The following is a 21,937-nucleotide window of genomic DNA, read 5'->3' as shown; positions in this document are numbered from 1 at the left end:
TCCTCGCTACAGAATAAGTCCGCCGCCGCACACGACGACCTGCCCACTGATGTAGTTCGATTCCGGGCTGCAGAACAGATAGACGGCGTCGGCCGCCTCTTCGGGCGTGCCGCCGCGGCCGAGCGGGATCATCCGCGCCATCGCGTCGAGCATCTGCGGCTGCACGCCGACCTTGATGTCGCGGCCGGCGACGTCGATCGTCTTCTGCTGCGACTCGATCGGCTGCGTCAGGCGGGTGTTGATCAGGCCGAACGCGACGCAATTGACGTTGACCTTGTAGCGGCCCCATTCCTTGCACAGCGTCCGCGTCAGCCCGATCAGCGAAGCTTTCGCCGACGAGTAGCTCGCCTGCCCGGCATTGCCGTAGAGCCCGGCGATCGACGAGATATTGACGACCTTGCGGAACACCTCGCGGCCGGCCTCGGCTTCCTTCTTGGCGAAGATGCGGATCGGCTCGGCGGCCGCGCGCAGGATGCGGAACGGCGCCACCAGATGCACGTCGAGCATCGCCTGGAACTGCTCGTCGGTCATCTTCTGGATCGTCGAGTCCCAAGTGTAGCCGGCATTGTTGACGATGATATCGAGGCCGCCGAATTTTTCGACCGCCGCGCCGACGAAACGATCGGCAAAGCCCGGCTCGGAGACGCTGCCGTTGATCGCGATGGCCTCGCCACCGGCGGCGTTGATCTCGGCCGCGACCGCATCACCCGGCGCATCGTCGAGATCGTTGACCACCACGCGCGCGCCTTCCGACGCGAGCTTCAGCGCGATGGCGCGGCCGATGCCGCGGCCCGATCCGGTGACGAGCGCCACCTTGCCTTGCAGTTTGGACATGGGATTCCCTCAGGTTGTTAGTAATGGATCGTCATGCCCGGGCATCCGCGCCTTCTGAAGCGGCAGCCGTCATCGCCTGGCTTGACCGGGCGACCCAGTATTCCGGAGCGCTCCTGTTAACATGTGCGCTCTGGGATACTGGGTCCCCCGCATGCGCGGGGGATGACGACCTCCGTCGCGAAAGACGTGGATGGCCGGGACGAGCCCGGCCATGACGGATAGGTTGTACTAAAGGGCAACCACGGCCTCGCCGGCGAGTTTGGTCTCGCCGTGCTGGTCCCTGGTGGTGAGCGCGATGCGGGCGCGGCGTTCGCCGCCGGCCTCGAACAGTTCGGCGATGGTGCCTTCGCAGGTCAGCTCGGCGCCCACTTGCGTGATCGCCGCAAAGCGCGTCGAGAACGCTCGGATCCGATCAGGCGGAAAGGCATCGCTGAGCGCCTGGCCGAGATAGCCCATCACCAGCATGCCGTGGCTGAACACGTCCGGGAAACCCGACGCCTTGGCGAAGTCGATATCGACATGGATCGGATTGTGGTCGCCGGAGGCGCCGCAATACAGCGCCAGGCGATGCCGGCTGATCGTCGGAAACTGCTTGTGCACGACGCGGTCGCCGACCGCTGCTGTCTTCGTATCGGTCATGGCGCTCACCCGTTGCGAACGACGATCGTCCGGGCCGTATCGGCCACATGGACGCCGTCCTGATTGGTGACCGCGGTCGCGACCACGATCAGCGTCATTGCGCCGCCCTTCTTGTCGACGACGCTGGCGACGCGCGAGCTGAAGGTCAGCGTATCGCCGACCACGACAGGAGCGTGATAGGTGAAACTCTGCTCGCCGTGCAGCACTTTGCCCAGATCGATGTCGAGCGCGGTGAGAAACTCGAACGGCTTCTCGTTGTCGAGCATCTCCAGGCAGAACAGATAGGTCGGCGGGATCGGAATGCCCTTGGTGCCGGCGGCCTTGGCCGCATCGGCGTCGCGATACACCGGACCCGTTTCGCCGAGTGTTTCGAAGAAGTAGCGCAGGCGCCCCGGCTCGACATGGGCTGTCACCGGTGTGAACCGGTGACCGACAGCGGATTGATCGACCATGGCGAAGCTCAGGCGCGTTCGTACAGCGTGACGACGCAGGCGCCGCCGAGGCCGAGATTGTGCTGCAGCGCGCGCTTGGCGCCGTCCACTTGCGTGGCCTCGGCGGTGCCGCGGAGCTGACGCGTCAATTCGTAGCACTGCGCGAGGCCGGTGGCCCCGAGCGGATGGCCCTTCGACAGCAGACCGCCCGACGGATTGGTGACGAACTTGCCGCCATAGGTGTTGTCGCCGTCGTCGATGAACTTCTCGGCGCCGCCCTCCGGGCACAGGCCGAGCGCCTCATAGGTGATCAGCTCGTTGTGAGCGAAGCAGTCGTGCAGTTCGACGACATCGATGTCGCTCGGACCGACGCCGGCCTGCTCGTACACCTTGTTGGCCGCGGCGCGCGCCATGTCGTAGCCGACCACCCGCATCATGTCGCCCGCATCGAAGGTCGACGGCGTGTCGGTGGTCATCGCCTGCGCGGCGATCCGGACGTTGGTGGCGAGGCCGTGCCTCTTGGCGAAGGCTTCCGACACCAGCACCGCCGCGGCGCCGCCGCAGGTCGGTGGACAGGCCATCAGCCGCGTCATCACGCCGGGCCAGATCACCTGATCGCCCAGCACGTCGTCGGCCGTGACTTCCTTGCGGAACAGCGCCAGCGGGTTCTTCGTCGCATGGCGACTCGCCTTGGCGCGCACCTTGGCGAAGGACGACAGCGGCGTGCCGTGCTTCTGCATGTGGCTGAGGCCGGCGCCGCCGAAATAACGCAGCGCCAGCGGAATGCCGGGCGCGTCGATCAGGCGATCCGCAGCCGCATCGAAGTCCTCGAACGCGCTGGGACGATCGACGAACACCGAGCCGAGCGCGCCGGGCTTCATCTGCTCGAAGCCGAGCGCCAGCACGCAATCCGCCGCACCCGAGGCGATCGCCTGCCGCGCCAGATACAGCGCGGTCGAGCCGGTCGAGCAGTTGTTGTTGACGTTGACGATAGGCACGCCGGTCAGGCCGACCTGATACAGCGCGCGCTGGCCGCAGGTGGAGTCGCCGTAGACATAGCCGACGAAGGCCTGCTCGACGACGTCGTAGCCGATGCCGGCGTCGCTGAGGGCGCGACGCGCGGCCTCGGCGCCCATCAGGTGATAAGGCTCGCTGGCGCCCGGCTTCATGAACGGGATCATGCCGACGCCGGCGACGTAGACGGGTGACGCCATCTGTATTTCTCCCAATCTTACTCGTTGGACTTTTTCTTACCCGTGAGTAATATAAGCCGTCGTCGCCGGAGTCAATCGGCGCCGCTTCACGGATGCATGATGGACGGACGCCCCGCCAACGACCCCTCGCCCTGGATGACGTTCGAAAACCGCCGCCGCGCCCGCGACGAAAAGCGCGAGGCGGTGCTGCGCACGGCCGTGCAGTTATTTCTCGAGCAGGGCTATCATCGCGCCACGCTCAACGAGGTGGCCGAGCGGCTGAACATCACCAAGCCGGCGCTGTACAACTACTTCCGCAGCAAGGAGGACATTCTGTTCGAATGCTGGGCGCTGGGGCAGGAGCAGGTCGACGGCTTCATAGCCGCGATCGACGGCAGCCAGCAGAACGGCCTCGGCAAATTGCGCGCGCTGGTGCATTCCTATGCGGAGACGATGGCGACCGACTTCGGCGCCAGTCTGGTACGGTTCGATCCGCGCGACCTCAGCCCGAGCAACGCCAAGACCGTGCGCGCCGCCAAGCGCGGCATCGACCAGACCTTCCGCCGCTACATCGCTGAGGGCATCGCGGACGGCTCGATCAAGCCGTGCGATCCGAAAATGGCGGCATTCGCGATCGCCGGCTCGCTGAACTGGATCGGGCATTGGTACCAGCGCGGCGGTCCGCTGACGGCGGACGCGATCGCGGACGATTTCGCCGAGCGCCTGACCGAAGGACTTGCAACCGCAAGATCGAACAAGCCGCGGCCGAATAAACCAGCTACCAAGACCAAGAAGAGCGTCGTCAGGGCGACCACGCACCGCAAGACAAAATAATCCAAGAAGAAACATACCACGGGAGGACTGCATGAATATCACTCACGGCCTGCGGCGGGCGCTGCAGATCAACGCGGACGGCCTCGCCACCGTGTTCAACGGACGGCGTCGCACCTGGCGCGAAGTCGGCGACCGGGTCGCGCGGCTCGCCGCCGGGCTGCGCGCGCTCGGTGTCGGCGAAGGCGAGCGCGTCGCCGTGCTGTCGATGAATTCCGATCGATATCTCGAAATGTATCTGGCCGCCGGCTGGTGCGGCGGCGTGATCGTGCCGCTCAACATCCGCTGGAGCGCGCTGGAGAACGAGGACGCGCTGCGCGACTGCCGCGCGGTGGCGCTGGTGGTGGACAAGGCGTTCGCGGCGACCGGCGTGGCGCTGGCGAAAGCGATGCCCGGCATGGCGATGATCTATGCCGACGAGGGCGATGTGCCGGACGGCATGCGAAGCTACGAGGACGTGGTGGCGCAGCACGAGCCGATTCCGGATGCGATGCGCAAGGCCGAGGACCTCGCCGGCATCTTCTACACCGGCGGCACCACCGGCCGCTCCAAGGGCGTGATGCTGAGCCACGGCAACCTGATGGCCAACGCGCTCAATGCGCTCGGCGAGGGCCTGTTTCCCGGCAGCTCGGTGTATCTGCACGCCGCGCCGATGTTCCACCTCGCCAATGGCGCCGCGATGTACTCGCTGCTGCTCTCCGGCGGCTCGAACGTGATGGTCCCGTCGTTCACGCCCGAGGGCGTGATGCAGGCGATGCAGAACGAGCGCGTCACCGACGTGCTGCTGGTGCCGACCATGATCCAGATGCTTGTCGATCATCCCGCGCTGAAGAATTACGACCTGTCGGCGCTGAAGAATATCGTCTACGGCGCCTCGCCGATCAGCGAGGCTGTGCTGGCTCGTGCGAGTGCCGCCCTGCCCCATGTGCAGTTCACACAGGCGTACGGCATGACCGAACTGTCGCCGATCGCGACGCTGCTGCACTGGAAGGAGCATATCGGCGACGGCAAGGCCAAGGGCCGCCAGCGCGCCGCCGGCCGTGCGACGCTCGGCTGCGAGGTGCGCATCGTCGATGCCGACGACAAGCCGGTGCCCTTCGGCACGGTCGGCGAGATCTGCGTGCGCGGCGACAACGTGATGATGGGCTATTGGGAGCGGCCGGAAGAGACCGCCCGCGCGCTGGCCGGCGGCTGGATGCACACCGGCGACGGCGGCTACATCGACGAGCACGGCTTCGTGTTCGTCGTCGACCGCGTCAAGGACATGATCATCTCGGGCGGCGAGAACGTGTACTCGGTCGAGGTCGAGAACGCTGTGGCGCAACATCCCGCCGTGGCGCAATGCGCCGTCATCGGCATTCCGCACGAGGCCTGGGGCGAGCAGGTCCACGCCGTCGTCGTCACCAAAGCCGGAGCGAGCGTGACGGCGCACGAACTGATCGCGCACTGCAAGGTGCTGATCGCCGGCTACAAGTGCCCGCGCAGCGTGGAGATCACCGAGACGCCGCTGCCGCTGTCGGGCGCCGGCAAGATCCTCAAGCGCGAGCTGCGTCAGCCCTATTGGGAAAATCGCGAGCGCCACGTGAGCTGAGGCTCGCGCAACCTCTACAGCATCGGCCGGAATTGAACCTGGCCGATGCTGCGGAATCGCTCGCCCGCCTCGTCCTGCCGGCAGACCGCGATGCGGTCGATCGCCAGCGTACCGAGATCGAGCGCGGCGAATTGCTTGCGGAGCTGGCCAAGCAGGTCTTCCTGCCGGTCGCGCGGCAACGATCCCGTCAGCGTCATGTGGAAGCGGAATTCCTCCATGACGTAGGGATAGCCCCATTGATCGAGATACTGCACCTGCTGCGGCGTCAGCCGCGCAGGATTTCGGCGCGCCCGGTCCTCGGCCGACAACGGCGCGCGAAAACTGTCGAAGCTACGCACGCAGTCGGCGGCGAGCTGCGCAAGCTCCTCCGACGGGAGCGACGGCACCAGCGCAATGAAACTCCCGATCGCCCGCACGACCGGCGTGATCACCGGGATCGCCCGCGGCGTTTCGGCGAAGGTGGCGCAGGCCCACAACAGCTCGGCCTCGGTGAGCCCGGACGCCAGCGCGATCGGCGCCTTGAGCGTGGCGTGGAAGCCGTATTTGCGCGGCTCGGTCGTGACGTCGGCCCAATCCGGAACGGCTTGCAGCATCTCGGGCGGAAACGGCACGTCCGCTCCCGAGAACACGTCATAGCCCAGCAGCGCCGCCCCGAAGTGGTCGAGCGCGCTGCCGGGCGGCGGGAGATAGTAGATGGCGTAACGGGGGAAATTCGACATCGTCGGCAGAATAGCCGCGTCTCAGGCGGCCGCAACGGCCGCGTGCCGCGACCTCTGCGACATCACGAAGCGTTCCGGCTCGTCGATGTGAACCAACCGGCCACCCGCGATCGCCGCAACCAGCCGAGGGCGCAGCGCCACGCGGTCGTCCACGATCAGGATATCAGCGCGCTTGCCGCCGCCGAGCACACCGCGATCGACCAGCCCGGCAGCACGTGCGGGCCCTTCCGAGATCAACTTCCAGGCCTGCGGCAGCGGCAAAATGCCGTCATGCACCAGCCGGAACGCGGCGAGCAGCGGCGCCGGATAGTAATAGTCCGACGCCAGCACCGAACAGAGGCCCTTGGCGATCATGTCGGCCGCCTTGGTCCAGCCGGTGTGGCTGCCGCCGCGCACCACGTTCGGTGCGCCGAACACGATGAAGTCATCAGCCGACGCCGCGTCCCGCGCCGTCTCCTCGGTGGTCGGAAATTCGGCGATTCGGACTCCGAGCGCCCGATAGTCCTGGCGCATCCGCGGCGTATCATCGTCGTGTGACAGCATCGGCAGGCCGGCGGCGCGGGCGCAGGCGGCGAGGCGCGCAATCGCGTCCGGCACCTCCGCGGTGCGCGAGGCGACGCGCTCGACCAGGCGATCGAACTCTTCGCCGGACAGCCCCGTGCGCTCCACCATGCGGCTGCGCCGCTGCGGCCGCGACAGGTCGCGCAGCGTCGAATCCATGTGGTCGTTGAACGCGAACAGGTCCACCCGGCGCTCGCCGATCCACTGCGCGATCTCCTCGACCGCATCGAGATTGAAGGTCTCGTGGCGCAGATGGATGCGGGTGTCGACGGCCAGCCGCGGCCGGGTCAGGTCAATCGCGTCGAGCATCCGGCGCGCATTGGCGGCGCTGCGCAGGCCCGGCTCCCACGACCAGGTGACGGCATGGAACATCGTGGTGATGCCGTTGGCGATCGCCTGCCGGTCGCTGTCCGCCAGCGCCACGTCGATCGGAAAATCGACGCCGGGCCGAGGCATCATCTGACGCTCGAATGCGTCGCCGTGCAGGTCGACGATGCCCGGCAGCACCAGCAGCCCGCCCGCATCGATCCGCATCGCGGCATGACCGGCGCTCGTGCCGGCGCTATCGATCAGACCGCCGACCACCGCCAGCGACGTCTCGGCCAGTTCGTCCTGCAGCAGCACCCGGCCGCCTTCGATCAGGATATCGGTCATCTCGTTCTCCCGTTGCGGCGCGTCAGGCGGGCACAGTGGCTTCGTATTGGTCGAGAAACGCCTCGACCGGCAGCTTGCGGAAATCCGGCAGCGCGCGGCGCAGCGTCTCGTGGTCCCAGTCCCACCATGCCAGATTCACCAGGCGGTCGGCGACCTCCTCGGAAAAACGTCGCTTGATCACGCGCGCCGGATTTCCCGCCACGATGGTGTAGGCCGGCACTTCGCGCGTCACGATCGCGCCGGCCGCGATCACAGCGCCGGTGCCGATGCTGCGGCCCGGCAGCACGATGGCGCCGTGGCCGATCCAGACGTCGTGCCCGATATGGACGTGATGGGCACGGCGCCAGTCGAAGAATTCGGCGTCGTCTTCTTCACCGGGGAAGTAAGCGCTGGCCCGATAGGTGAAATGCGCCTGGGTCGGGCGCTGCATCGGATGGTTGCCGGGATTGATCCGCGTCATCGCCGCGATCGAGCAGAACTTGCCGATGGTCGTGTAGGTGATCTGCGAGTCGTTCACCACGTAGGAGTAATCGTCCATCGTCACTTCGTGCAGGATGGTGCGCGCACCGACCTCGCAATAGGCGCCGATCTTCGTATCTTGAAGACGCGCAGATGGATCGACAGTGGGTTCGACCGAGAGTGATTTAGCAACCATGAGTTCCGTCACTTGATGAGCGGGGGAAGAGGTTCTTCGTCGCACTCGGTGACGGCTTCGTGACACGCGCATGACAAACAACACCTGTGTATAGATCGTCGACTACGACGTCTGTCATATGCCTGCAAAATACCGGCGCTAGCGATAGAGCAACCAATTGCTTGGAGCAGCGCATGCTGGTCGTTGAAGGACTTACCTGCTGCTTCGGCAGCAAGGCGGCCGTGGACAACGCATCGTTCTCGGTCGAACGCGGCAGCTTCGTCGGCGTGATCGGCCGTTCCGGCGCCGGCAAGTCGACGCTGCTCCGAATGCTGAACCGCCTCGCAGATCCGACCGACGGCCGCATCCTGTTCGAAGGCACCGACGTCACTGCGCTGCAGGGCCGCCAACTGCGCCAGTGGCGCGCTCGTTCCGCGATGATCTTCCAGCAGTTCAATCTCGTCGGCCGTCTCGACGTCATGACCAACGTCCTGATGGGACGGCTGTCCCATGTGCCCGCCTGGCGCTCGCTGGCACAGGCTTGGCCCGAAAAGGACCGCGCGCTGGCAATGTCGGCGCTCGATCAATTCGATATCGCGCCGCTCGCCGCACAGCGCGCCGATCAGTTGTCCGGTGGCCAGCAACAGCGCGTCGCGATCGCCCGCGCGCTGGTGCAGGAACCCGATCTGATCCTCGCCGACGAGCCGATCGCCTCGCTCGACCCGCGCAACACCAAGGTGGTGATGGACGCTTTGCTGCGCATCAACAAGCATTTCGGCATCACCGTGCTGTGCAATCTGCACTCGCTCGATCTCGCCCGCAGCTATTGCGACCGGCTGATCGGCATGGCGAACGGCCGCATCGTGTTCGACGACGTCCCGGCGGCACTGACCGACAGCATCGCTCGCGAACTTTACGACCTCGAGGCCAACGAGGTGATGGGGGCCGCGCCGGTTCACGCCCCGGCGAAGGGCCTGATGCCAGAGCTCGGCACCGTCGCGGCCTGAGGCCGCGCGGGTCGCTTTCAAGAGAAGCCCGCGGACCGCGGGCCAGCAACGCGTCAACACACAGGGATGTCACTATGACGATTGATCGCCGCTCCATTCTGCTCGCCGCCGCCACGCTGGCGTTCACGGCGCCCACCGCATTGGCGCAGGACTACAAGACGAAATATCCGGAGCTGACCTTCGCGGTCGTGCCCGCCGAGAACGCGTCGGGCGTCACCGAACGCTGGACGCCGTTCGTCGCCTATCTGTCGAAGGAACTCGGCGTCAAGGTGAACCTGCGCATCGCCAACGACTACGCCGCGGTAATCGAGGGCCAGCGCGCCGGCAACATCCAGATCGCCAGCTACGGGTCGGCCTCGTTCGCCCGCGCCCGCCTCACCGGCGTCAAGACCGAAGCCTTCGCCAACGACATCAACGCAGACGGCTCGACCGGCTACTACTCGGTGTTCTTCGTCAAGGCGGCGAGCCCCTACAAGTCGATCGACGAGCTCAAGGGCAAGAACCTCGGCCTGGTCGACCCGAACTCGACCTCGGGCAACAACGTGCCGCGCTTCGAGCTCGACAAGATGGGCATCTCCGATACCGAGAGCTATTTCGGCAAGGTGGTGTTCACCGGCAGCCACGAGAACGCCATCCTGGCGCTGTCGCAGGGCACGGTCGACGTCGCCGCTAATCAGTGGACCAACGACAACGACTCGACGCTGCAGCAGATGCTGCACAAGGGCATGCTGAAGAACGCCGACGGCAGCGCGATGAAGAAGGAAGACTTCCGCATCGTTCACAAATCCGCTCCGATCATCAACGGTCCCTACGCCTACAACGCCGACCTGCCGCAAGATCTGAAGGCGGCGATCGCCAAGGCGTTCATGGATGCGCCGACCAAGGACAAGGCCGCGTTCGATCGTCTCTCGGACGGCCAGAAGAAGGGTTTCCACGCCGCCACCACCAAGGATTGGGACGCCACCATCGAGCTGATCAAGTTCGTCGACGCCCTGCGTAAGAAGAAGGCGTCCTGAGTTTCATCTCGTCCCACGGGCCGGATCCTTCGGGATCCGGCCTTGTTTTTTGCGCATCGAGAGCCCTCACCGCATGGCCCTGGCCGTATCGCTGCTTCCCGAGTCTCAGCTCGACGCTCTGAACGCGGCCTACAACAAGTCGATCGCGCGACGACGATGGCGAACGGTGCTCGGCTTCGCGATCTCGCTCGCCGCACTGGCCGTCGCGGCAGTCGGCGCCGAAGTCGACATCGGCACTTTCGTCGGCAAGATCGGCAACTTCTTCAGCTATTTCGATCGCATCTTCCGGCTCGACAGCGGCGCACGGGTGTGGACCGACCCGGCCGAGTGGTTCTGGGGCTGGCACAAATGGCTGGGGCTGCTCGGCGAGACGCTGCTGATCAGCTATGTCGGCACACTCGCCGGCGCCGTGCTGGCGCTGCTGCTGAATTTCTTCGCGGCGCGCAACACCGCGCCGCAGCCCTGGCTGCTGTTCGTTATCCGGCGCTTTCTCGAGATCTGCCGCACCGTGCCGGATATCGTATTCGCGCTGGTGTTCGTGATCGCGTTCGGGCTCGGCCCGATGGCTGGCGTGCTGGCGATCGCGATCCACTCCACCGGCGCGCTCGGCAAGCTGTTTTCGGAGATCGTCGAGAACATCGACATGAAGCCGGTCGAGGGCGTCCGCTCCACCGGCGCCGGCTGGGTCGCCTGCATGCGCTTTGCGGTGCTGCCGCAGGTGACGGCGGGTTTTGCCAGCTACGCGCTGCTGCGGTTCGAGATCAACGTCCGCGGCGCCTCGGTGATGGGATTCGTCGGCGCCGGCGGCATCGGGCAGGAACTGATCGTGTCGATTCGCAAGTTCTACTATTCGGACGTCAGCGCCATCCTGCTGCTGATCATCGTCACCGTGTTCGTCATCGACATCTCGACCGGCTGGATCCGGGGCCGACTCGCCGGAGCACGGACATGACCGCGCGCACGCAGACCGACATCGCCGACCTGAAGGCGCGTCACCCGCATCTGTTCGAACGCCCCGCCGCCGCTCAACTCGGCGTCCCCGCGATTGCACTGGCGGCGCTGGCGCTGTTTATCTACGGGCTGGTCGAGTTGGACTTTTCGCCGCAGCGCATTCTCGCCGGGCTGAGCCAGCTCGGCTGGTTCGCGATGCTGATGATTCCGCCGGACCCAGGCTCGTCGCTGCCGGCCTATCTCTCGGCGATGGGCGAGACGCTGTCGATCGCGCTGCTCGGCACCACGCTGGCGGCGCTGATGGCGCTGCCGGTCAGCCTGCTCGCCGCGCGCAACATCATCCCGACGCAGCTGATCCGCTTCCCGGTTCGCCGCTTTCTCGACGGCGTGCGCGGCATCGACACGCTGATCTGGGCGCTGGTCTGGATCAATGTCGTCGGGCTCGGCCCCTTCGCCGGCGTGCTTGCGATCGCGGTGTCGGACTTCGGCGCGTTCGGCAAGCTGTTCTCCGAAGCGATCGAAACCGCCGACCGCAAGCAGGTCGAGGGCGTTCGCGCTTCCGGCGGATCGCCGTTGCACGAGATCCGCTTCGGCCTGATGCCGCAGGTGCTGCCGGTGATCGCCGGCCAGGTGCTGTACTTCATCGAGTCGAACACCCGCTCGGCCACCATCATCGGCATTGTCGGCGCAGGCGGAATCGGCCTGCAGCTCGCCGAGCAGATCCGCGTGCTGGAATGGCAGAAGGTGTCGTTCCTGATCCTGATGATCCTGATCGCCGTCGCCGCCATCGACTGGATCTCGACCCGCCTTCGCTTTGCGATCATCGGCAAACGGGCGATCGCGTAGCGCGGCGCCCCAGCTACTCCGTCTCCACCACGAACTGCACGCGTTCCGCAGCAAATCGCGTGCGGAGCGCCAGCAGGGGGCGACCTTTGCCGTCGACGTCGAGCCCCTCGACGATCAGCACCGGCCGGCCGATGCCGAGATCGAGCCGCGCCGCATCGCCGGCATCGGCGATCGCGGCGGTGATCCGTGTCGAGGCGCGGCGATAATCGCGGATGCCGTGCTGCGCCAGCACCTTAGTCATCGAGCCGAAACGGCGATACAGCTCCTCCGCATCGGGGAAACGTTCAGCGGACAGCCAGGTGCTGCCGACGCAGATCGGTGCACGGTCCGCCAGCCGTAAGCCGTCGATGCGGATCAGCGGCGCACCGATCGGAAGGTCGAGTTCGCGAGCGAGTTCGCGCGTCGCCTCCTCCCGACTCGCCGAGAGCAATTGCCCCCGCGGCTCGTGCCCGCCGGCGCCGACGATCTCCGAAAAGCGCGTGCGCGAACGCAGCGGATAGGCGATGCGCGCCGTCTCGACATAGGTGCCGCTGCCGCGCTCTGCCCGCACCAGTCCACGCTCCGCGAGTGACGCCAAGGCACGGCGCACGGTGTGGCGATTGACCCGATGCGACTCCGCGAGCTCCATCTCGCCGGGCAGCTTTTCACCTGCCGGATAGCCGCCCTGCGCGATCTCGCGCTCGATCGAGTCCGCCACCTTGCGCCACAAGGTGACGCCGGAATCCGGCTGCAGTGTCGACATGTTGTCCTTCGCTCTGCCTCGTGCGCGCCGATCTAGCATTTCACGACCTCGTCATCAAAAGGTCATGGCGCACCGATATGAAGTTGTCTATTATAGCAGACAACTTGAAGCAGGCTACAGGCGAGATGGCAGCGACCTTCGAAACCACCACGCAGACCCGGCAGGCCGCAATGGCCGTGCTGGTCCATGCCGAAGCCGACGAGATCGCGGCGCGGCTGTCCGCACTTGATCTTCCTGCGAGCGAAGCCTTGCGCGAGCCGGAGAACGGCCTGGTAATGGTGCGCGGGCGTATCGGCGGCGATGGTGCCCCGTTCAACCTCGGCGAAGCCACGGTGACGCGCGCGGCCGTCCGGCTCGAAAGCGGCGAATGCGGCTTCGGCTACACGCTCGGCCGCGATCGGGAGAAGGCGCGGCTGATCGCACTGTGCGATGCACTGATCCAGCGCCGCGACTACGCAGCGAAGATCGAGGCCGACGTGCTGGCGCCGCTGCGTGCCGAGCAGGCCGCAGAGCGGCAACGCCAGGCCGAACAGACGGCCGCCACCCAAGTCGACTTCTACACACTGGTGCGGGGCGAGGGCTGACATGAGCATGGCATTCGACCTTTCGGCCGGCTTCGCCGACAAAGTGACCTCGGCGCAATCGACGTTTCGCGCCGTGATGCAGGCGATGGCGCGGCCCGGCACAGTGCAGCGCGTCGAGGGCGGCCTGCGGCAAGTCCCGGCCCCCCTCACGCCGGCAACGGCTGCGATCGCCCTGACGCTGTTCGATCACGATACGCCGCTGTGGCTCGACGAGGCCACGCGCGCTCTGGCGGTGACGCAGTGGCTGCGCTTCCACACGTCGGCGCCGCTTGTCGACGAAGGGGACATGGCGGCATTCGGGTTGATCGCCGATCCCCTCTCGATGCCGGCGCTCGAGCGCTTCGCGCTCGGCAGCAACGACTATCCGGATCGCTCCACCACGCTGATCCTGCAGCTCGGCAGCCTCGCTGACGGGTCGGAATTCGAACTGTGCGGCCCCGGCATTCGCGGCACCGCTACGCTGCGCGCGCCGTTGCCCGCATCATTGCTGGCGCAGCGCGACGCACTGACGCCGCTGTTTCCGCGCGGCCTCGATCTGATCCTCGCGGCCGACGATGCGATCGTCGCGCTTCCGCGTACCACGCGGCTTGTCGCCAAGGGAGGCAACTAATGTATGTGGCCGTCAAAGGTGGCGAGCGCGCCATCGACAATGCTCATCGGCTGCTGGCACACGAACGCCGCGGCGACCGCGCGGTGCCCGAAGTCACGCTGGATCAGATCTCCGAGCAGCTCGCGCTCGGCGTCGACCGGGTGATGGCCGAGGGCTCGCTGTATGATCGCGAGCTGGCCGCGCTGGCGATCAAACAAGCCCGCGGCGACATGATCGAGGCGATCTTCCTGCTCCGTGCGTTCCGCGCCACGCTGCCGAGATTCGGCGCCACCGAGCCGCTCGACACCGGCATGATGGCCGTGCAGCGCCGCGTGTCCTCGACCTTCAAGGACATTCCCGGCGGTCAGATCCTCGGCCCGACCTTCGACTACACGCATCGCCTGCTCGATCCGCAACTCGCGGTCGGCGGCGAGCCGGAGATGCCTGCGAGCGCCTCGGTTTCGAACGAAGCAATGCCGCGCGTCACCGACATTCTCGGCCGTGACGGATTGATCGAACCCTCGCCTGCGCCGGCCCCCGATGCGCCGGTCGGCGATCTCACCCGCGAGCCGCTGGGCTTTCCGGCCGACCGCGATCTGCGGCTGCAGAATCTGGCGCGTGGCGACGAGGGCTTCCTACTCGCGCTGGGCTACTCGACACAGCGCGGCTATGGCCGCTCACATCCGTTCGCCGGCGAAATCCGGTTTGGCGAGGTCGAGCTCGACTTCGTCGCCGAGGACGCCGGCTTCGCCGTGCCGCTCGGCAGCATCGCGCTGACCGAATGCCAGATGGTGAATCAGTTCAAGGGCTCGGCCACTGAGCCGCCCTGCTTCACCCGCGGCTACGGCCTCGCCTTCGGCCAGAGCGAACGCAAGACAATGGCGATGGCGCTGGTCGATCGTGCGCTGCGCGCGCGTGAGCTCGGTGAAGAGGCGCTGGCGCCCGCGCAGGACGAGGAGTTCGTGCTGTCGCATTCCGACAATGTGCAGGCCACCGGCTTCGTCGAGCACCTGAAGCTGCCGCACTATGTCGACTTCCAGTCCGAACTCGGGCTGATCCGCCGGCTGCGGCAGGACTTCGCCGATGCCGCCGAACGACCCGACACCCTGCGGGAGGCCGCCGAATGAACGCGCCGACTTACAACTTCGCTTATCTCGACGAGCAGACCAAGCGGATGATCCGCCGCGCGATCCTCAAGGCGATCGCGATCCCCGGCTATCAGGTGCCGTTCGCCAGCCGCGAAATGCCGATGCCCTATGGCTGGGGCACCGGTGGCGTGCAGGTCACCGCGGCGATCCTCGGGCCCGACGACGTGCTGAAAGTGATCGACCAGGGCAGCGACGACACCACCAACGCGATTTCGATCCGCAAGTTCTTCGCCAAGACCGCGGGTGTCGCCACCACCACGAATACAAGCGACGCGACGGTGATCCAGACGCGGCATCGCATCCCCGAGGCGCCGCTGCACGAGCGCCAGGTGCTGGTGTATCAGGTGCCGATACCCGAGCCGCTGCGCTTCCTCGAACCGCGCGAGACCGAGACGCGGCGGATGCATGCGCTCGCCGAATACGGCCTGATGCACGTCAAGCTCTATGAAGACATCGCCAAGTTCGGCCACATCGCGACGTCATATGCCTATCCGGTGAAGGTCAATGCGCGCTACGTGATGGACCCGTCGCCGACGCCGAAGTTCGACAACCCGAAGATGGACGATTGCGCGGCGCTGCAGTTGTTCGGCGCCGGCCGTGAAAAGCGGATCTACGCGATCCCGCCCTACACGCAGGTGGTGTCGCTCGATTTCGAGGATCACCCGTTCACGCGCTATCGCCAGAACGCGCCCTGCGCGCTGTGCGGATCGGAGGAGTCATATCTCGACGAAATCGTCACGGACGATCGCGGCGGGCGGATGTTCGTCTGCTCCGACACCGACTATTGTGAGACGCGCCAGGCGCAGGGCCACCGCGGCAGCGAAAGCGCGCCGCATCAGGAGCACGCCGATGCTTGACCGCACTGCGATCCCCGCCGATCAGCCGCTGCTCGTCGCCGAGCATCTGTCGAAGTCCTACGGCCGGCTGCAGGCCTGCCAGGACATCTCGTTCAAGCTCTATCCGGGCGAAGTGCTGGCGATCGTCGGCGAGTCCGGCTCCGGCAAATCGACACTGCTGCAGATGCTGTCAGCGCAGCTCACGCCCAGCACCGGCAAGGTCTCCTACCGGATGCGCGATGGCGTACTGCGCGATCTGGCGAAGCTGGGCGAAGCCGAGCGGCGGTTTCTGTTCCGCACCGATTGGGGATATGTGCATCAGGACCCGGCGCAGGGCCTGCGCATGGCGGTGTCGGCCGGCGCCAATGTCGGCGAGCGGCTGATGGCGGTCGGCTGGAATCACTACGGCAAGATCCGCGACACCGCCTCATCCTGGCTGTCGCGCGTCGAGATTGCGGAGGATCGCATCGACGACGCGCCGCGCACCTATTCGGGCGGCATGCGGCAGAGGCTGCAGATCGCGCGCAATCTGGTGACCGAGCCGCGGCTGATGTTCATGGACGAGCCGACCGGTGGTCTCGACGTCTCGGTGCAGGCGCGGCTGCTCGATCTGCTGCGCGGCTTCGTCACTGAACTCGGTCTCGCCGCAGTGGTCGTGACTCACGATCTCGCGGTGGCGCGACTCCTGTCGCATCGGGTGATGGTGATGCAGGGCGGCCGCGTGATCGAGACCGGTCTCACCGACCAGGTCCTCGACGATCCGCACGAGCCCTACACCCAGCTCCTCGTCGCCTCCATCCTGCCCGCATGAGCCAGCCATGACCGCGATGATCCAACTCAGCAATGCCCAGAAGTCCTTCGTGATGCACCTGCAGGGCGGCCTTCGCCTGCCCGTGGTGCGCGGCGTCTCGTTTCAGGTCGCCGCCGGCGAATGTGTCGTGCTGGCCGGCCCGTCGGGCGCCGGCAAGTCGTCGATCCTGAAGATGATCTTTGGCAATTATCGCTGCGACGGCGGGCAGATCGACATCCTGCATCGCGGCGCGACCATCGATCTCGCCAGCGCTGAGCCGCGCCAGGTGCTGGAGCTGCGCCGCTTCACCGTCGGCTATGTCAGCCAGTTTCTGCGCGCGGTGCCGCGTGTCGCGGCGATCGACGTCGTCGCAGAGCCGCTGCTTGCCAACGGCGTGGCGAAAGACGAAGCACGCACCCGCGCCGGTGCGTTGCTGAAGCAGTTGAACATCGCCGAGCGGCTGTGGACACTGCCGCCCGCGACCTTCTCGGGCGGCGAACAGCAGCGCGTCAATATCGCGCGTGGCTTCATCGCGCATTTTCCGATCCTGCTGCTGGACGAACCGACCGCGTCGCTGGACACCGCCAACCGCGAAGTGGTGATGGATTTGGTCGCGGAGAAGAAACGCGACGGCGTCGCAATGATCGCCATCGTGCACGACGACGAGGTGCGGGCCCGGATCGCCGATCGGCTGATCGACGTCACCAGCTTCGCCGCGGCCGCCTGACGAGAGAGACAGTGATGACGACGAATTCCGACTTCATACTTCGCAACGCCCGCATCGTGCTGGCCGACCGGGTGATCGAGCACGGCTGGCTCGCGATCGACAACGGCCGCATCGCCGAGATCGGCGACAGCGGTGTGCCCGCCGGCAGCTTCGACATGGGCGGCGACCTGCTGATGCCCGGCCTGATCGAACTGCACACCGATCACCTCGAGGCGCACTACATGCCGCGCCCGAAGGTGCAGTGGAATCCGGTGGCGGCCGTCGTCTCCTATGACGGTCAGCTCGCCACCTGCGGCATCACCACCGTGCTCGACTCGCTGCGGGTGTGGCGCGAGGAAGGCGCCGAGGACGTCGACGGCCAGGCGATCGTGCTGGCCGGAGCGATCTCGGCGGCGCGCGACGCCAATCTGCTGCGCGCCGACCACTTCCTGCATCTGCGCTGCGAAATCCCGATGCCCAACGTCGTGGACGAGGCCAAGGAGCTGATCGACCGGCCGGATATCCGGCTGATGTCGCTGATGGACCACACGCCGGGCCAGCGCCAGTTCCGCGACGAGGAAAAGCTGCGCGACTACTATCGCGGCAAGGGTGCCGGCATGACCGACGCCGAACTCGACGTGATGTTCGCGCGCCGGGTGTACTGCAAGGAGAATTACGCCGACGCCAACATGCGCGCGATCGTCGCGCTGGCGCATCAGCATGCGATCCCGCTGGCGAGCCATGACGACACCACCGAGGAAAACGTCGTCGAGGCGATCCGCGACAAGGTGGCGGTCGCCGAATTCCCGACCACGCTGGAGGCCGCACGCAGCCTGCACGACGCGGGCATCGATATCCTGATGGGCGCCCCCAACATGGTGCGCGGCGGCTCGCACTCCGGCAATATCGCCGCTATCGATCTGGCGCGCGAGGGACTGCTGGACATCCTGTCGTCGGACTACATCCCGTCGAGCCTGCTGATGGCGGCGCTGCAACTGCCGCTGCGCGCGCCGGCGATCGATCTGCCGGCGGCGGTGCGCACCGTCACCAAGGCGCCGGCCGAGGCGGTCGGCCTGCCGGATCGCGGCGAGATCGCCGTCGGCAAGCGCGCCGATCTGATCCGCGTCCATGTCGCCCACGACGTGCCGGCAGTACGCAGCGTCTGGCGCGAAGGACATCGGGTGGCATGACCGAGCTCGCGCCGATCGCCCCGCAGCCAAGCCGGATCGGACCCGGCCGGCTCGTGCTGGTCGTCGGGCCGAGCGGCGCCGGCAAGGATACGCTGCTCGGGCTCGCCAAGATCGCCTGCCTGGGCGAGAGCGACGTTGCGTTTGCACGGCGCGTGGTGACGCGTGAGCCCTCACCGGCCGAGGACAATCTGCAGAGCACGCCCGAGGCGTTCCGCGCCATGATCGCGGCGAACGAGTTCGCGCTGCACTGGCAGGCGCACAGCCATTCCTACGGCGTCCTGCGCGCGATCGATAACGACATCCGCGCCGGCCGCACGGTCGTGGCGAATGTCTCGCGCACGGTGATTGGCGAGGCTCGTCGAACCTACGACAATGTCGACGTGGTGATGATCACCGCACCGCCGGACGTGCTGGCGAGGCGCATCGCGCTCCGGGCACGGACCAGCGACGCGATGAGTTCGGATCGCCTCGGACGGATCGTCGGCGAGAACCTTGCGGACTTCACGATCATGAACGTGGCGAGCCCCGAAGATCACGCCCGCGAGCTGCTGGCGATCATCCGCAACACCCAGGTCGCCGGCAGGAGCGTAGCGCGATGACGATTTCTTCGATCACGTCGGTCAGCGAACTCGAGCAGATCTACAGTGTACCCAACGACGCTTCGACCGAAAAGGTCGCGCACCGCATCACCTCGGCCTATCGCACGCTGATCGAGCGCTCGCCGTTCGCGGCACTGGCGACCGTCGGCCCCGAAGGGCTCGACTGCTCGCCGCGCGGCGACCTGCCCGGTTTCATCCATATCCACGACGACACGACGCTGATGCTGCCCGACCGGCGCGGCAACAACCGCATCGACTCGCTGCGGAACGTGGTCCGCGATCCGCGCGTCGCGCTGATGCTGCTGATCCCCGGCTCGCTCAATGCGCTGCGCATCAACGGCCGCGCCATCATCAGCGCGGACGCGGCTCTGCTGGAGTCCTTCCGCGTCGAAGGCAAGGCGCCGCGCACCGTGATGGTGATAAGCGTCGAGGAGATCTACTTCCAGTGCGGCCGGGCGCTGATCCGCTCCGAGCTGTGGAATCCCGACAGGCACATCGATCCCGCCACGCTGCCGACCCCCGGGCAGATCCTTGCGTCGATGACCGAGGGCCGCGTCGGCGGCGACGACTACGACCGCGCCTGGCCGCGGCGCGCCAGCGAGACGATGTGGTAAGTGCCGGGCGCAGACCTCAGCTCTTCACAATCGACGGAAACCGCGTCGCCGGCGGCGTGTTGCGCGAGCGCTCGGAGCGGACGATGCCATCGATGATGGTCATGCCGATGCCCGGCAGATCGCCGAGCCGCACGCTCTCCAGCAGTGTCGATCCGCCCGAGTGCTGCGCGACGTCCATGATCACTAGGTCGGCGGCGCGGCCGACTTCGATCAGGCCGCAATCCAGCTCGCGCATCCGTGCGGTGTTGCCGGTGGCGAGACAGAACGCCTGCTCGGCCGGCAGATCGCCGAGCGACGACAGCAGCGACACCATGCGCAGGATGCCGAGCGGCTGCACGCCGGAGCCGGCGGGACCGTCGGTGCCGAGGATGACGCGATGCAGGTCGCCCATCTCGCGCGCGATCCGCAGCGTGTACAGCGCCGAGCGCTCGTTGCCGTTATGGACGAGTTCGAGGCCCGCCTTGCAGCCCTCGCAGATGCAGCGGATCTGATCGTCCGGCAACGCGGTGTGGCCACCGTTGATGTGGCCGACGACGTCTGTGCCGGCTTCGAGCACGACGTCCTTGTCGATCAGTCCGGAGCCGGCGATCGACGGGCCGCCGGTGTGAATGGTCGACTGGATGCCGTATTTGCGCGCCCACGCCACCATCTTCTTGGCGGTGGGGCCGTCCTTGACGCCGCCGAGGCCGACTTCGCCGAGCAGCTTGACGCCGGCATCGGCGAGCTCCTTGAAGTCGTTCTCTTCCATCTCGTGTTCGATCACCGGCGCGCCGGCATGGACCTTCACGCCGGTGGCGCGGAACGCCGAGAAGCTGCGCTGCGCGGTGATCGCCAGCGCCTTGATGCCGATGACGTCGCGCGGCCGGCCCGGATAGTGCACTTCGCCGGCGGAGATCATGGTGGTGACGCCGCCATGCAGCGAGGAGTCGATCCAGTTGAGCTGGCTCTGCCGCGGCGTCCAGTCGCCGGCGACCGGATGGACATGGCTGTCGATCAGGCCGGGCGTCACCGCCGCACCGGCTGCGTCGACCGTCGTGGTGGCGCCTTCGGTGTCGACGTCCTTGAAGCGACCGATCGCGGTGATGCGGCCGTTCTCGGCCACGATGGTGTCGGCTTCGAGGATCGGTTGATTGAGATCGCCGCTGAGCAACAGCCCGATGTTCCGAACCACCAGCTTGGTGGGCCCCTGCGGGGCGGGTGCGTCGTGAGCCATTGTGCTATCTCCCTCAACGATCCGACCCGTGGGGCCTAGCGGCCCGGGGGCTGTTTGTTTGCCAGCATAAGAACTCCGCGGCGTCGCGCAACGGCGATTGCTGCGCCGGCGCCGCGCCTCAGCTCAGCGCTCGGCGAACGCTTTCTCGAGCACGAAGTCGCCGGCTTCGCCGTGATTGCCTTCCTCGAAGCCGAGGGCTACCAGGCGGCTCTTGAGGTCGACCATCATCTGGGTCGAGCCGCACAGCATCACCCGATCCTGAGATTTGTCGAGCGACGGCAGGCCGATGTCGGAATAGAGCTGACCGTTGTCCATCAGCTTCGAGATCCGGCCCTCGTGGACGAACGGCTCACGGGTCACGGTCGGGTAGTAGATCAGCTTCGCCTTGACGTCGTCGCCGAGGAATTCGTGATCCTGCAGCGCCGTCACCATCGAGTCGCCGTAAGCCAGTTCGGCGATCTGCCGGCAGCCGTGGACCAGAACGATTTTCTCGAACCGCTCGTAGGTCTCGGGATCGCGGATGATGGAGAGGAACGGCGCGACGCCGGTGCCGGTCGCCAGCAGATACAAATTCTTGCCCTCGCGCAGATTGTCGATCACCAGCGTGCCGGTCGCCTTGCGGCCGACGATGATGGTGTCGCCCTCCTTGAGGTGCTGCATCCGGGAGGTGAGCGGGCCGTTCGGCACCTTGATCGAGTAGAATTCCAGCGTCTCTTCGTAGTTCGGGCTCGCGACCGAGTAGGCGCGCAGCAGCGGTTTGCCGTCGACCTTGATGCCCGTCATGGTGAACTCACCATTGCGGAACCGGAAGCCGGAATCGCGGGTGGTGGTGAAGCTGAACAAACGATCGGTCCAATGACGAACGGAGAGAACGCGCTCTTCCATCAGATTGCTCACGGCAAAACTCCGGAGTTGGTGTTGATCGGCCGGGACGCGAAAACGCCAGCGGGCGCCAGCTCGGCAGATTGTTTGTACACGAATGAAAATAGGATCGCACCCTGGCCCCTGTCAACGCGGCG

General features: G+C 66.4%; 25 protein-coding genes. 15 read left to right on the top strand and 10 right to left on the bottom strand.

What is annotated here, in order from left to right; translation table 11 throughout:
* Positions 1 to 6: 6 nt before the first annotated feature.
* From LPW26_RS13070 to LPW26_RS13055, 4 genes are all read right to left on the bottom strand, one after another.
* Positions 7 to 834 carry an SDR family NAD(P)-dependent oxidoreductase gene (locus LPW26_RS13070; protein WP_238735785.1) on the bottom strand — a complete coding sequence of 276 codons (828 nt, stop codon included), beginning with the start codon at positions 832 to 834 and terminating at the stop codon, positions 7 to 9.
* A 228-nt stretch (positions 835 to 1,062) separates the two neighbouring features.
* A complete protein-coding gene (locus LPW26_RS13065) occupies positions 1,063 to 1,473 on the bottom strand; it encodes a MaoC family dehydratase (RefSeq protein WP_238735783.1) in 411 nt (136 codons plus the stop codon).
* Between the two features lie 5 nt (positions 1,474 to 1,478).
* Complete coding sequence (locus LPW26_RS13060; RefSeq protein ID WP_238735781.1) at positions 1,479 to 1,925, bottom strand: MaoC family dehydratase N-terminal domain-containing protein; 447 nt, start codon at positions 1,923 to 1,925, stop codon at positions 1,479 to 1,481.
* Positions 1,926 to 1,933: 8 nt separating this feature from the next.
* Positions 1,934 to 3,118: a lipid-transfer protein gene (locus tag LPW26_RS13055; protein WP_238735779.1), complete on the bottom strand. Its 1,185-nt coding sequence runs from the start codon at positions 3,116 to 3,118 to the stop codon at positions 1,934 to 1,936.
* A 99-nt stretch (positions 3,119 to 3,217) separates the two neighbouring features.
* Here LPW26_RS13055 and LPW26_RS13050 point away from each other — a divergent pair, with 99 nt between their 5' ends.
* Together LPW26_RS13050 and LPW26_RS13045 are read left to right on the top strand one after the other, a co-directional pair.
* Positions 3,218 to 3,931 carry a TetR/AcrR family transcriptional regulator gene (locus LPW26_RS13050; protein WP_238735777.1) on the top strand — a complete coding sequence of 238 codons (714 nt, stop codon included), beginning with the start codon at positions 3,218 to 3,220 and terminating at the stop codon, positions 3,929 to 3,931.
* Between the two features lie 31 nt (positions 3,932 to 3,962).
* Entirely contained in the window at positions 3,963 to 5,519 is a 1,557-nt protein-coding gene (locus LPW26_RS13045) for an acyl-CoA synthetase (protein ID WP_238735776.1), read from the top strand.
* A gap of 14 nt (positions 5,520 to 5,533) precedes the next feature.
* Here the strand turns inward: LPW26_RS13045 and LPW26_RS13040 are convergent, their stop codons facing one another.
* Genes LPW26_RS13040 through LPW26_RS13030 form a run of 3 tightly spaced genes read right to left on the bottom strand, consistent with a single transcriptional unit; the run spans position 5,534 to position 8,108 of the window.
* Positions 5,534 to 6,238, bottom strand: a complete 705-nt coding sequence (locus LPW26_RS13040; protein WP_238735774.1) for a DUF1045 domain-containing protein — start codon at positions 6,236 to 6,238, stop codon at positions 5,534 to 5,536.
* Between the two features lie 21 nt (positions 6,239 to 6,259).
* Positions 6,260 to 7,453, bottom strand: coding sequence for an alpha-D-ribose 1-methylphosphonate 5-triphosphate diphosphatase (locus LPW26_RS13035; protein ID WP_238735772.1), 1,194 nt, complete (start codon positions 7,451 to 7,453; stop codon positions 6,260 to 6,262).
* Positions 7,454 to 7,475: 22 nt separating this feature from the next.
* Complete coding sequence (locus LPW26_RS13030) at positions 7,476 to 8,108, bottom strand: transferase hexapeptide repeat family protein (protein WP_238735770.1); 633 nt, start codon at positions 8,106 to 8,108, stop codon at positions 7,476 to 7,478.
* A gap of 173 nt (positions 8,109 to 8,281) precedes the next feature.
* Between LPW26_RS13030 and phnC the strand changes: the two genes are divergently transcribed.
* The 4 genes from phnC (at position 8,282) to phnE (LPW26_RS13010) (ending at position 11,907) form a co-directional block, all read left to right on the top strand.
* Entirely contained in the window at positions 8,282 to 9,094 is an 813-nt protein-coding gene (gene phnC, locus LPW26_RS13025) for a phosphonate ABC transporter ATP-binding protein (protein WP_238735768.1), read from the top strand.
* A 74-nt stretch (positions 9,095 to 9,168) separates the two neighbouring features.
* Positions 9,169 to 10,110 (top strand): phosphonate ABC transporter substrate-binding protein, encoded by a 942-nt coding sequence (gene phnD / locus LPW26_RS13020; protein WP_238735767.1) that lies wholly within the window; start codon positions 9,169 to 9,171, stop codon positions 10,108 to 10,110.
* A 73-nt stretch (positions 10,111 to 10,183) separates the two neighbouring features.
* Positions 10,184 to 11,062 carry a phosphonate ABC transporter, permease protein PhnE gene (phnE, locus tag LPW26_RS13015; protein WP_238735766.1) on the top strand — a complete coding sequence of 293 codons (879 nt, stop codon included), beginning with the start codon at positions 10,184 to 10,186 and terminating at the stop codon, positions 11,060 to 11,062.
* Positions 11,059 to 11,907, top strand: a complete 849-nt coding sequence (gene phnE, locus LPW26_RS13010) for a phosphonate ABC transporter, permease protein PhnE (protein ID WP_238735765.1) — start codon at positions 11,059 to 11,061, stop codon at positions 11,905 to 11,907. Before phnE (LPW26_RS13015) ends, phnE (LPW26_RS13010) begins: the two co-directional genes overlap by 4 nt.
* A gap of 13 nt (positions 11,908 to 11,920) precedes the next feature.
* On the opposite strand, the gene phnF is transcribed toward phnE (LPW26_RS13010), so the two are convergent.
* Positions 11,921 to 12,649, bottom strand: coding sequence for a phosphonate metabolism transcriptional regulator PhnF (gene phnF, locus LPW26_RS13005; RefSeq protein ID WP_238735764.1), 729 nt, complete (start codon positions 12,647 to 12,649; stop codon positions 11,921 to 11,923).
* Between the two features lie 125 nt (positions 12,650 to 12,774).
* Here phnF and phnG point away from each other — a divergent pair, with 125 nt between their 5' ends.
* From phnG to LPW26_RS12960, 9 genes are read left to right on the top strand one after another with little or no spacing between them, the layout of a single operon-like run.
* Positions 12,775 to 13,233, top strand: a complete 459-nt coding sequence (gene phnG / locus LPW26_RS13000) for a phosphonate C-P lyase system protein PhnG (RefSeq protein WP_238735763.1) — start codon at positions 12,775 to 12,777, stop codon at positions 13,231 to 13,233.
* A gap of 1 nt (position 13,234) precedes the next feature.
* Complete coding sequence (gene phnH, locus LPW26_RS12995; protein ID WP_238735761.1) at positions 13,235 to 13,843, top strand: phosphonate C-P lyase system protein PhnH; 609 nt, start codon at positions 13,235 to 13,237, stop codon at positions 13,841 to 13,843.
* Entirely contained in the window at positions 13,843 to 14,949 is a 1,107-nt protein-coding gene (locus tag LPW26_RS12990; protein ID WP_238735759.1) for a carbon-phosphorus lyase complex subunit PhnI, read from the top strand. The genes phnH and LPW26_RS12990 overlap by 1 nt, the downstream gene beginning before the upstream one ends.
* Positions 14,946 to 15,827 carry an alpha-D-ribose 1-methylphosphonate 5-phosphate C-P-lyase PhnJ gene (locus tag LPW26_RS12985; protein ID WP_238735758.1) on the top strand — a complete coding sequence of 294 codons (882 nt, stop codon included), beginning with the start codon at positions 14,946 to 14,948 and terminating at the stop codon, positions 15,825 to 15,827. Before LPW26_RS12990 ends, LPW26_RS12985 begins: the two co-directional genes overlap by 4 nt.
* Positions 15,820 to 16,617 carry a phosphonate C-P lyase system protein PhnK gene (phnK, locus tag LPW26_RS12980; protein ID WP_238735757.1) on the top strand — a complete coding sequence of 266 codons (798 nt, stop codon included), beginning with the start codon at positions 15,820 to 15,822 and terminating at the stop codon, positions 16,615 to 16,617. Before LPW26_RS12985 ends, phnK begins: the two co-directional genes overlap by 8 nt.
* A 7-nt stretch (positions 16,618 to 16,624) precedes the next feature.
* Positions 16,625 to 17,323 (top strand): phosphonate C-P lyase system protein PhnL, encoded by a 699-nt coding sequence (gene phnL, locus LPW26_RS12975; protein WP_238735756.1) that lies wholly within the window; start codon positions 16,625 to 16,627, stop codon positions 17,321 to 17,323.
* Positions 17,324 to 17,337: 14 nt separating this feature from the next.
* Positions 17,338 to 18,492 (top strand): alpha-D-ribose 1-methylphosphonate 5-triphosphate diphosphatase, encoded by a 1,155-nt coding sequence (locus LPW26_RS12970; RefSeq protein ID WP_238735755.1) that lies wholly within the window; start codon positions 17,338 to 17,340, stop codon positions 18,490 to 18,492.
* Positions 18,489 to 19,091 (top strand): phosphonate metabolism protein/1,5-bisphosphokinase (PRPP-forming) PhnN, encoded by a 603-nt coding sequence (gene phnN / locus LPW26_RS12965; RefSeq protein WP_238735754.1) that lies wholly within the window; start codon positions 18,489 to 18,491, stop codon positions 19,089 to 19,091. The genes LPW26_RS12970 and phnN overlap by 4 nt, the downstream gene beginning before the upstream one ends.
* Positions 19,088 to 19,705: a pyridoxamine 5'-phosphate oxidase family protein gene (locus tag LPW26_RS12960; protein ID WP_238735753.1), complete on the top strand. Its 618-nt coding sequence runs from the start codon at positions 19,088 to 19,090 to the stop codon at positions 19,703 to 19,705. The genes phnN and LPW26_RS12960 overlap by 4 nt, the downstream gene beginning before the upstream one ends.
* Before the next feature lie 16 nt (positions 19,706 to 19,721).
* On the opposite strand, the gene LPW26_RS12955 is transcribed toward LPW26_RS12960, so the two are convergent.
* Positions 19,722 to 20,918 (bottom strand): amidohydrolase family protein, encoded by a 1,197-nt coding sequence (locus LPW26_RS12955; RefSeq protein ID WP_238735751.1) that lies wholly within the window; start codon positions 20,916 to 20,918, stop codon positions 19,722 to 19,724.
* 123 nt (positions 20,919 to 21,041) lie between these two features.
* A complete protein-coding gene (locus LPW26_RS12950; RefSeq protein ID WP_238735749.1) occupies positions 21,042 to 21,815 on the bottom strand; it encodes a ferredoxin--NADP reductase in 774 nt (257 codons plus the stop codon).
* Positions 21,816 to 21,937 lie beyond the last annotated feature (122 nt).

This window comes from Rhodopseudomonas infernalis, from assembly GCF_022271405.1.
Lineage (GTDB): Bacteria > Pseudomonadota > Alphaproteobacteria > Rhizobiales > Xanthobacteraceae > Rhodopseudomonas > Rhodopseudomonas infernalis.
Note: the sequence above shows the minus strand (reverse complement) of the source record. Positions and strands in the feature narration are given on the sequence as shown.

What these genes read in the sequence shown, in the direction of transcription:
- LPW26_RS13070 (WP_238735785.1), bottom strand. Translation starts at nt 834, where the DNA reads ATGTCCAAACTGCAAGGCAAGGTGGCGCTCGTCACCGGATCGGGCCGC.
- LPW26_RS13065 (WP_238735783.1), bottom strand. Translation starts at nt 1,473, where the DNA reads ATGACCGATACGAAGACAGCAGCGGTCGGCGACCGCGTCGTGCACAAG.
- LPW26_RS13060 (WP_238735781.1), bottom strand. Translation starts at nt 1,925, where the DNA reads ATGGTCGATCAATCCGCTGTCGGTCACCGGTTCACACCGGTGACAGCC.
- LPW26_RS13055 (WP_238735779.1), bottom strand. Translation starts at nt 3,118, where the DNA reads ATGGCGTCACCCGTCTACGTCGCCGGCGTCGGCATGATCCCGTTCATG.
- LPW26_RS13050 (WP_238735777.1), top strand. Translation starts at nt 3,218, where the DNA reads ATGGACGGACGCCCCGCCAACGACCCCTCGCCCTGGATGACGTTCGAA.
- LPW26_RS13045 (WP_238735776.1), top strand. Translation starts at nt 3,963, where the DNA reads ATGAATATCACTCACGGCCTGCGGCGGGCGCTGCAGATCAACGCGGAC.
- LPW26_RS13040 (WP_238735774.1), bottom strand. Translation starts at nt 6,238, where the DNA reads ATGTCGAATTTCCCCCGTTACGCCATCTACTATCTCCCGCCGCCCGGC.
- LPW26_RS13035 (WP_238735772.1), bottom strand. Translation starts at nt 7,453, where the DNA reads ATGACCGATATCCTGATCGAAGGCGGCCGGGTGCTGCTGCAGGACGAA.
- LPW26_RS13030 (WP_238735770.1), bottom strand. Translation starts at nt 8,108, where the DNA reads ATGGTTGCTAAATCACTCTCGGTCGAACCCACTGTCGATCCATCTGCG.
- phnC (WP_238735768.1), top strand. Translation starts at nt 8,282, where the DNA reads ATGCTGGTCGTTGAAGGACTTACCTGCTGCTTCGGCAGCAAGGCGGCC.
- phnD (WP_238735767.1), top strand. Translation starts at nt 9,169, where the DNA reads ATGACGATTGATCGCCGCTCCATTCTGCTCGCCGCCGCCACGCTGGCG.
- phnE (WP_238735766.1), top strand. Translation starts at nt 10,184, where the DNA reads ATGGCCCTGGCCGTATCGCTGCTTCCCGAGTCTCAGCTCGACGCTCTG.
- phnE (WP_238735765.1), top strand. Translation starts at nt 11,059, where the DNA reads ATGACCGCGCGCACGCAGACCGACATCGCCGACCTGAAGGCGCGTCAC.
- phnF (WP_238735764.1), bottom strand. Translation starts at nt 12,649, where the DNA reads ATGTCGACACTGCAGCCGGATTCCGGCGTCACCTTGTGGCGCAAGGTG.
- phnG (WP_238735763.1), top strand. Translation starts at nt 12,775, where the DNA reads ATGGCAGCGACCTTCGAAACCACCACGCAGACCCGGCAGGCCGCAATG.
- phnH (WP_238735761.1), top strand. Translation starts at nt 13,235, where the DNA reads ATGAGCATGGCATTCGACCTTTCGGCCGGCTTCGCCGACAAAGTGACC.
- LPW26_RS12990 (WP_238735759.1), top strand. Translation starts at nt 13,843, where the DNA reads ATGTATGTGGCCGTCAAAGGTGGCGAGCGCGCCATCGACAATGCTCAT.
- LPW26_RS12985 (WP_238735758.1), top strand. Translation starts at nt 14,946, where the DNA reads ATGAACGCGCCGACTTACAACTTCGCTTATCTCGACGAGCAGACCAAG.
- phnK (WP_238735757.1), top strand. Translation starts at nt 15,820, where the DNA reads ATGCTTGACCGCACTGCGATCCCCGCCGATCAGCCGCTGCTCGTCGCC.
- phnL (WP_238735756.1), top strand. Translation starts at nt 16,625, where the DNA reads ATGACCGCGATGATCCAACTCAGCAATGCCCAGAAGTCCTTCGTGATG.
- LPW26_RS12970 (WP_238735755.1), top strand. Translation starts at nt 17,338, where the DNA reads ATGACGACGAATTCCGACTTCATACTTCGCAACGCCCGCATCGTGCTG.
- phnN (WP_238735754.1), top strand. Translation starts at nt 18,489, where the DNA reads ATGACCGAGCTCGCGCCGATCGCCCCGCAGCCAAGCCGGATCGGACCC.
- LPW26_RS12960 (WP_238735753.1), top strand. Translation starts at nt 19,088, where the DNA reads ATGACGATTTCTTCGATCACGTCGGTCAGCGAACTCGAGCAGATCTAC.
- LPW26_RS12955 (WP_238735751.1), bottom strand. Translation starts at nt 20,918, where the DNA reads ATGGCTCACGACGCACCCGCCCCGCAGGGGCCCACCAAGCTGGTGGTT.